Annotated in this window: 7 protein-coding genes; 2 read left to right on the forward strand and 5 right to left on the reverse strand. The window is 69.9% G+C overall.

Going from position 1 to position 5,656, the window contains the following annotated elements:
* The 4 genes from ACIQ3R_RS14485 to ACIQ3R_RS14500 form a co-directional block, all read right to left on the reverse strand.
* Positions 1 to 698 (reverse strand): hypothetical protein (locus ACIQ3R_RS14485; protein WP_397419568.1); only part of this gene is annotated, 698 nt, incomplete at its 3' end.
* Positions 699 to 953: 255 nt separating this feature from the next.
* Positions 954 to 1,370 (reverse strand): RidA family protein, encoded by a 417-nt coding sequence (locus ACIQ3R_RS14490; RefSeq protein ID WP_397419569.1) that lies wholly within the window; start codon positions 1,368 to 1,370, stop codon positions 954 to 956.
* A gap of 15 nt (positions 1,371 to 1,385) precedes the next feature.
* Positions 1,386 to 1,811 (reverse strand): SRPBCC family protein, encoded by a 426-nt coding sequence (locus ACIQ3R_RS14495; RefSeq protein ID WP_397419570.1) that lies wholly within the window; start codon positions 1,809 to 1,811, stop codon positions 1,386 to 1,388.
* A gap of 25 nt (positions 1,812 to 1,836) precedes the next feature.
* On the reverse strand, positions 1,837 to 2,121 hold the full coding sequence (locus ACIQ3R_RS14500) for a hypothetical protein (protein WP_397419571.1): 285 nt from the start codon (positions 2,119 to 2,121) through the stop codon (positions 1,837 to 1,839).
* Between the two features lie 138 nt (positions 2,122 to 2,259).
* Between ACIQ3R_RS14500 and ACIQ3R_RS14505 the strand changes: the two genes are divergently transcribed.
* Together ACIQ3R_RS14505 and ACIQ3R_RS14510 are read left to right on the forward strand one after the other, a co-directional pair.
* On the forward strand, positions 2,260 to 3,981 hold the full coding sequence (locus ACIQ3R_RS14505; RefSeq protein WP_397419572.1) for an alpha/beta hydrolase family protein: 1,722 nt from the start codon (positions 2,260 to 2,262) through the stop codon (positions 3,979 to 3,981).
* Positions 3,982 to 4,024: 43 nt separating this feature from the next.
* The gene (locus ACIQ3R_RS14510; RefSeq protein ID WP_397419573.1) at positions 4,025 to 5,410 is read left to right on the forward strand and encodes an MFS transporter; all 1,386 of its coding nucleotides are present in this window, start codon (positions 4,025 to 4,027) and stop codon (positions 5,408 to 5,410) included.
* Between the two features lie 23 nt (positions 5,411 to 5,433).
* On the opposite strand, the gene ACIQ3R_RS14515 is transcribed toward ACIQ3R_RS14510, so the two are convergent.
* Positions 5,434 to 5,656: hypothetical protein (locus ACIQ3R_RS14515; RefSeq protein ID WP_397419574.1), on the reverse strand; the 223-nt coding region annotated here is incomplete at its 5' end.

Genomic DNA, 5,656 nt, shown 5'->3' on the forward strand with positions numbered 1-5,656 from the left:
CGGCCGTCGAAGGGATTGAGGGGGTCCCAATCCTCGTCGGGAGGGTCCTGGTCCGGGCGATCGTCTTGGCGGACGCAAGGGTCCGGGGGACGGGTGGCCGGCTTGCGGGACGCCTTGGCGTCGCGGACGGCAGGGAGGCGCTCGCCGCGCAGGTCCAGGGTCCAAAGATCGGCCTCGCCGCCGAGCGGTCCGGGATCGGGAAGGCCGAGGCTCCGGCAGAGGACGCGGATCACCTCGTCGAAGGGCCGGTCGGCGAAGTCGGGCTCGAGGAAGTCATCGTCGAGCCGCCAGCGCAGACGCTTGAGGGCGTCGTACTTCTGGACGGGGCTCTTGGGGTGGGCGACCTCGATCAGGCGCTCGACCACGATCCCCGCGCGGGCCTTGCGACGGGAGACCGCCTCGCGGGCGGCGACCGCCGCGTCCTGGGCGACCAGACGGGCCTCCATGCGGTCATCCCGCTCCAGCTTGGCTTCGAGGAAGATGGCGCGCTGGACCAGCCGGGCCGCAGCGGGAAACTCACCCATGGCCTCGCGGCGCTCCTGAGGCGTCTCGGCCGCATCGAAGTCGGCCTTGGTCTTTCGCGCCATGTCCATGCCGATAGCGGCCAGCTCCACAAGCTGGGCCTTGCGGCGGGCGGCGTCCTCTTGACCCGGTGATTGGGGGTTCGGGATCGCGTCATTGGCGGGAACGTCAAACACGAACAAACCATGAACATAAAGTCTGCCCGGAGTCAAGCTTTCCCGCCCAGACTCTTCATCGCGGAGATAGGTTGAGGGCGCTGTGCGGCGGGGAGCTCTGCGCATCCTGGCGCCCTCCGCGGTTCCGTTCCTGCGCGGTCGGCGGGGGGCATTTGTGTAAAGTGTCCCCGTAAATCCGGTCGGGGAGGAGGGGGCCGACGAGATGGTCCTCTGCCGGCGGCCGAACACGGCGCCGCCGCCGACGCCACTGCGCCCCTAACCCAGCACCGCCTCGGCTTCGATCTCCACCCGGGCGTTGGGATCGACCAACGCTGTGACGCCGACCAGGGTCATGGCGGGGAAGTGGCGGCCCAGCGTGGCGGCCCAAGCCTCGCCGACTTGCGCGCCGCCGGCGTTGAACTCGGCCATGTCGGTCACGTAAGCGCGCAGCAGCACGATATTGCCGATGTCGCCGCCCGCAGCACGGACGACGCTGATCAGGTTCTCAAGCGCCAGGCGCCATTGCTCGCCAAGAGTCAGGCCGACAGCCACGGGAGCGTTTCCGGCCCGCGCCAGCTGCCCCGACACCCGGATCGTGGTCGACCCGCGCGAGCTGACCGCATGGGCGAAGCCGCGGGGTCGGGCCCAGCCCTCGGGCAGAATGGCCTGATAGTCGATGCCGGCGTCGCTCATGGGCGGGGAGTCCTTTCAGGTCCGGGCGGGTTCAAGGCCCAGCGCGCGCTTCATCGCCTTGATGTTGCCGCGGCAGAACTTGGTGAGCTGTTCGGTGGTCGCCTCAAGGGTCGAAGCATCCTTCGGATCGAACTTCAGGACGTATTCGATCCGGCAGCTGGAGGAGTCGCCCGGGACCACCGAGACGGTCGAAAAGTAGGCGTTCATGTCGGGCCGATCGAGCGTGTAGGTGTAGTGCCAGGGACCCTCGTCGGTCAGCAACTCCTGGACGGTGCGGCCGCCCGGCATGGTGAGCGTGCGGACCTTGCCCTTGGGCGTCACCTCGGTGCTCTCGGCTTCCAGCGCCGGCGCCCATTTGCGAACGCCGGAGAAGTCTCCGATCACCGCCCAGACGGCCTCGGCGCTCAGAGCCGCCTCGTCGCTCACCTTCAGATCATGCATGTCGATGCTCCCTCGCTCTGTCTGTTCAGCAGGCCGAGCCGGTGCAGGCGGCTGTACGGTCGCTGGCCTTGGCCATCTCGGCGGCGTCGCGTTCGCGGCGCCGGTCCCACTCTTCCTGGGTGGCGCAGATTCGCTTCTTGAAGTGCGAGCCCGTCTGCGCCTCGGTCACACAGATTTTCTTGGGCTCGGCCGGCTTCTCGGCGGGTTTGGCCGCCGCGCTCGCCTCAGCCTGTCCGGCCGCCGGCGGCTTCGCGGCCTCCGCACCCTGAGCCGCCAGGGCGGCGGCAAGTATGGCTCCGGCAACAAGCATGGTGATCGCGCTCCCTCTTGGTTCTCGATCCTACAGGCTCCGCCACTGCACGCTAGGTCACGTCCGCGCGCGGCTTGAACCCATTGCGCCCTGAGCGCATCGTCCGGCTCAACCATAAGCACGACGGGGGAAGCGGTGATGCGGCGGTGGCTGGCTTTCGGGCTGTCTTTGGCGCTGGTGCTGGGCGGGGCGCTGCTGGCGCACGGAGTCCAGACCGCAGGGGGCGTGAGCGTGCGCGAGGCGCGAGCGCCGGCCGATCAGGGCGTGACCATCACCGGGCTGCTCTACACGCCGCCGAACGCCACGGCGGCGACGCCGGCTCCGGCGGTTTTGCTCAGCCACGGCTACATCAACACCCGCGAGATGCAGAGCCCGTTCGCCATCGAGCTGTCGCGGCGCGGCTACGTGGTGCTGGCCATGGACATGACCGGGCATGGCGGCTCGGGCGGCAATGTGGGGGCGCTGGGCTTCGGCGGACCGGCGGCGCTGGCCTATCTGAAGGGCCTGCCGTTCGTGGACCCGACGCGCGTGAGCATGGCCGGCCATTCGATGGGCGGCAATCCGATCCTGGCGGCGGCCAAGGGCGATCCGGAGGGCTATCGTTCTCTGGTTCTCGTGGGGTCGACCATGGGCCTGCTGGGCGCGCCGGCGCCGGAGAGGCCGAGGAACCTGGGCGTGGTGTTCGGCCAGTACGACGAGTTCGCCGGCCTGATGTGGGGCGTGGCCGAGGGCGGCGAAGTCGGGACCTCCAAGAAGCTCATGGCGCTGTTCGGCGAGACCGCGCCCGTCGAGCCGGGCCGGGTCTATGGCGACATCGCCGCCGGGACGGCGCGCTGGCTGAGCGTGCCGCCGATCACCCACCCCTGGGAGCACTTCTCGGGCTCCGGCGTGGGCCTGACGGTGGACTGGATCCAGCGCACTTTGCCGGCGCCCCGGCCGCTCGATCCCGCCGATCAGGTCTGGGGCTGGAAGGAGGCGGGCACGGCGCTGTCGTTCCTGGGGTTCTTCTGGCTGATCATCACGGCGTTTGACCTGTTGCTGGAGACCCGGGCGTTTGCGCGACTGAACCAGCCCGCCGAGCCTGTGGCCGAGCGGCGGGACGGGCGCTGGTGGCTGGACTTCGGGATCACCGCGGCGCTACCGGCCCTGACCTACTTCCCGCTGATGAAGGTGGGGCAGGTGTTCTTCCCGATGCCGGCGTTTCCGCAATGGGTGCAGAACCAGCTGCTGGTCTGGGCGCTGGGGACGGCGCTGATCACCCTCCTGATCGGGTTGTTGCTGCGTCGGAAGGCGGTCTTCACGACGCGTTGGGCGCTGTCGCTGGGCGTCGCGGTGCTCGTGATGGCGATCGCCTACGCCTCGCTAGCGCTGGTCGAGGCGGTGTTCAAGGTGGACTATCGGGTCTGGGTGCTGGGCCTGAAGCCGCTGACGCCGGAGCGGGCGGTAACGGCGCTGCCCTATCTGGTGCTCTGGACGCTGTTCTTCCTGGTGGCGATCCGGGCGCTGGCGGCCAACATCTCGGTCAAGGGCGAGGGGCTGATCAGTCAGGTCGTCTGGGCCAAGGCGGCGATGAGCCTGGGTTTCCTGGGGCTGGTGGTCTGGCAGTATGCGACCCTGTTCGCCACCGGGCGGCTGGCGACGCCGACCGAGCCGCTGAACGTGATCATCGCCATCCAGTTCATCCCGCTCTTGGCCATAGTCGGCGTGATCGGCGCCTGGACCTACCGGCGGACCAACAGCTTCGCCCCCGGCGCCTTCATCTGCGCCCTGCTGGTGACCTGGTATGTCACCTCCGGCACCGCCAACCATCGGGCGCCGGGCTTCGAGCCGCAGATTCCCGGCGCCGCGCGGGCGCGGTGAGGCCGGGATTGCGGCCTTGAGCGGGCGCGCTTAAGCCCGCGACATGACCAAGGACCCCGCCAACAGCTGGGCCGATCTGCTGGCGGGGGGACGGGCGCCGCGGTTCCTGCTGATCTGCCTTGGCGTCTGGCTGAACGCCGCCGACAGCCTGGTGACCGCGACCATCCTGCCCAATGTCGGCGCGGACCTGGGCGGCTACGCCTACTTCGCCTGGGCGACGGCGGGCTTCTTTGTCGGCGCGATCCTGGCGGGCGCCAGCTCTGGACGGCTCTCGGAGATGTTCGGTCTGGGTCGCGCCACCCTGGCGGCAGGCCTGATCATGGCGGCTGGTTGCGTGATGAGCGCCGCCGCGCCCGATGTGGGCTGGTTCCTGGCCGGCCGGGTGGTGCAGGGGCTGGGCTCGGGCTGGATCTCCGGCTTCGCCATGGTGGCGATCGCGCTGCTGTTCCCGGAGCGACATCTGGCGCGGGTGTTTGCGGCGGTGACCTTTGTGTGGGGGATCGCCACGGTGCTGGGGCCGCTGGTCGGCGGCCTGGTGGTGGCGGTGGGCGACTGGCGGGACGTGTTCTGGCTGTTCGCGCTGCAGGCTCTGGCGTTCAGTCTCGCGGCGCCGTTCCTGCTGCGGGCCGAGCCGCCGGCGTCCGGAGGCCCGGGCGTGCCGTGGATGCAGCTCGGCGTGCTGGGCGTTGGCGTTGTGGCCATCGCTTTGGCGGATTTCGCGGGCGGACCGTGGCGGTCGATCGCCTTGGTCGCGGTCGGGCTGGCGGTCATCGCAGTCGTGGCGCGGATCGACGCCATAGCGAAGATCCGACTTCTGCCGGTGGGCGCCGGCGACCTTCGGACCGTCTGCGGCTCGGGCTACTTCGCCATGTTCGCGCTCACCGCCGCTTCGATGGGCTTCTCGATCTATGCGCCGGCGATCCTGCAGGAACTGAGGGGGTTCAGTCCGCTGGAGGCGGGGTATCTGGTCGGCGTCGAGTCCATGGCCTGGACGGTCTCCGCCCTCGCCGTGGCGGGCGCGGTCGGGGCATGGGACCGTCGATGGACCCGCTTGGGCGCGGTGCTGCTGGTCGTCAGTCTCGTCGTACTGGCGATGATGACGGGCGGGGGACACCTGGCCTGGGTGATCCTGGGCGCCGCCCTTCTGGGCGCCGGGTTCGGATTCTCCTGGGCGTTCATGAGCCGTCGAATCCTGTCGGTGCTGACGGACGAGGATCGGGCCATCGGCTCCTCGGCGATCACCGCGGTGCGCCAGACCGGCGCGGCGGCCGGCGCGGCGATCAGCGGCGTCGCGGCCAATCTCTCCGGATTCTCAAGCGGGCTCTCGGCTGCCAGCGCGCAGGCGGCCTCGGTCTGGGTGTTCGTGGCCGTGATCCCACTGGCCTTGGCCGGGCTATGGGCGACGTGGCGGATGACCGACGAGGCCTGAGCCCCGCCCGCCGCAACCGGGCCTCAGTCCTGGCCTCTCTGGAGCGCGGGCGCCAAACCTCGCCAAGCCAGAATTCCCGCCACGGCGGCCACCCAGAGCAACAGGCCCGAGGTGGCGATCACCACATCGACCGGGGAAGCCATACCCACGAGCGCCGTGGCCGGGGCTGCCGCGATGAGGGCCACGGGGAAGGCGGTCCAGCCCAGCCAGGCCGGGAGTCCCTTGTCCTTCAGGATTACGGCCCCG

Origin of the sequence: Phenylobacterium sp. (genome assembly GCF_044371015.1) — a bacterium.
Lineage (GTDB): Bacteria > Pseudomonadota > Alphaproteobacteria > Caulobacterales > Caulobacteraceae > Phenylobacterium.

Excerpts from the sequence above, each read along its gene's own strand:
- ACIQ3R_RS14505 (WP_397419572.1), top strand. The coding sequence starts at position 2,260 with ATGCGGCGGTGGCTGGCTTTCGGGCTGTCTTTGGCGCTGGTGCTGGGC.
- ACIQ3R_RS14490 (WP_397419569.1), bottom strand. The coding sequence starts at position 1,370 with ATGAGCGACGCCGGCATCGACTATCAGGCCATTCTGCCCGAGGGCTGG.
- ACIQ3R_RS14495 (WP_397419570.1), bottom strand. The coding sequence starts at position 1,811 with ATGCATGATCTGAAGGTGAGCGACGAGGCGGCTCTGAGCGCCGAGGCC.
- ACIQ3R_RS14510 (WP_397419573.1), top strand. The coding sequence starts at position 4,025 with ATGACCAAGGACCCCGCCAACAGCTGGGCCGATCTGCTGGCGGGGGGA.
- ACIQ3R_RS14500 (WP_397419571.1), bottom strand. The coding sequence starts at position 2,121 with ATGCTTGTTGCCGGAGCCATACTTGCCGCCGCCCTGGCGGCTCAGGGT.